The organism is Streptomyces sp. NPDC051183 (assembly GCF_040682455.1).
In the GTDB taxonomy this organism is placed as follows: Bacteria; Actinomycetota; Actinomycetes; order Streptomycetales; family Streptomycetaceae; genus Streptomyces.
In genome coordinates this window covers 1-1,822 of record NZ_JBFBBA010000118.1, presented here as the reverse complement: position 1 = coordinate 1,822, position 1,822 = coordinate 1, and the positions used below count along the sequence as shown (strand labels likewise).

The 1,822-nt window shown below is 69.4% G+C and carries 1 protein-coding gene; it reads right to left on the bottom strand.

Annotation, left to right across the window (positions count from 1 at the left end; all coding sequences use genetic code 11):
- Window positions 1-58: 58 nt before the first annotated feature.
- The gene (locus tag AB0M99_RS37720; RefSeq protein ID WP_365928782.1) at window positions 59-1,648 is read right to left on the bottom strand and encodes an IS1634 family transposase; all 1,590 of its coding nucleotides are present in this window, start codon (window positions 1,646-1,648) and stop codon (window positions 59-61) included.
- Between the last annotated feature and the right edge of the window lie 174 nt (window positions 1,649-1,822).

Below are 1,822 nucleotides of genomic sequence, written 5' to 3'. Positions count from 1 at the left end.
TCTAGCCCCATCCTCCGCACGTCGCTGGTTTGAGTGAGGTCTGTCGGGTTCGTGCTGGTCAGGTCAGGCTGATTTCCAACAGGTCGAGGAGGCGCAGTTGCACGCCCCGGGTGATGTGGAGTTCCGGGGGCGTGCGGCTGCCGGGTGCGGTGGCCAGATCGAGTTCGCTGAGGTGGTAGAAGATCATGCGGGCGGTGGGGCGTTCACGCCGGTTGTCGGGGTACAGGCCGGTCATCCTTGCGTCCGGGCTGCCTTCGCGTTCCAGGGCGCGGCGTACCTGCCGTTCGATCAGGCTGTAGACCAGCAGGGCGAGCATGAGCACGTGCAGGAGCGCGGCGATGCGCTTGTTGCCGTGGAGGAAGACCGGCGCGACGGCCAGGGGACCCTTGAGCTCGCTGTAGCGGCGTTCGACCCGGGGCTGGCCCTTGTAGGCCAGGAAGATGGCGGCGGCGTCGGCTTTCGCGGGGTCCTGGTTGGTGATCAGGGCGTACCAGCCGTCGGCTTTGGCCTGGGTGTCGAGCACGTCCTGGTCGAAGTGCCAGGTGAGGGTGGGTTTCTGGTCGGGGCTGTCGGTGATGTGGGTGCGCAGGCAGTCGGTGACGCGCCGCTTGGCGGCGATCACCCCGATCTTCGCGGAGATCTTGTCGCGGGTCGGGTAGTAGCGGCTGCCGGCCAGCCGTGCCAGCTTGTCCAGGTCTTCGCGGGCCTTGGCGAGGCGCTTGTCGCGGGCCTTGGCCTGTGCGAGGGCGTTGCCGGTGCTGTGGACCAGGACGCGGCGCACCGTGATCGGCGGGTCGCTTCTGCGCTTGCCGGTCAGGGTGTGGGTGTCTTCCAGGACCCGGTAGTCGGGGCGGTCCATGCTGGGGCGGTCGGCCACCCGCACGGGGACGTACCCGACCGGCTCGGCAGCGGCGGGGTCCAGGGCTGCGAACACCGCCGCGTCGGTGGCCGAGGCCGCGAGCGGCGCGATGAACTCGACCTGCGCGCCGGACAGGGCGGTGAGGTTGTCGTAGGACACCAGCTTGCTGTCGCCGATCATCAGGAACTGTTTGACGGCGGCGGTCTTCTGGAACCGCGCTATCGCCGAGACCACCTGGGTGATCTCGCCGGTCTGGCCGGAGATCGCGGTGGCCAGCAGCGGGATGGCCCCGTCCGCGCTGACTCCCAGGCCGGCCTGGATCTGTTTGAGGTCCACCCGCCGGTCCTTCGGGTGCCCGTAGGCGACCTGGGGATAGTCCGGATCCTGGTCCTCGGGGTCGAAGGCCCCGGTCAGCGACATCGAGGTCATGTCCCAGTGCAAGGTGGCGGTGTCGATGCCGAACGCGCAGATCGCCCGGGCGGCGATCGATCCGGTGATCGCCTCCAGATGCGGGGCGATGGCGTCCAGGGCCCGGCCGAGCCGGTCGTCGTTGAGCAGCCCGGGATCGAGCTCCATGACCTCCTTGACCGCCCAGGTCCGCGCCCAGTCCTCCACACGGACCAGAGGCCGGGGACTGGTAAGCCGGTTGGCGACCAGGGCCTCGATCACCTCGCCATGCGTGGCCAGCGCCAGATCCCGCACCGGGCACAGCCCGTCGACGGTCTCGGCCACCCGCAGTCGATGCAGAAACTCCGCGACCACGGGCAGAGCGCCCAGACGCTTGGTCACCACCTGCGTCACCACCGCACGCACACGCAGCGGGGCACGCTCACGCCGGACAGCGACACGGCGGGCAGGAGGCGGAGTCATCAACACACCCGGACAACACCGCCACCCCGCCCGCCGTCACGGCCTGCGCAGCGCATTCAACCGATACCGCTACGTGCGGAGGATGGGTCTAGC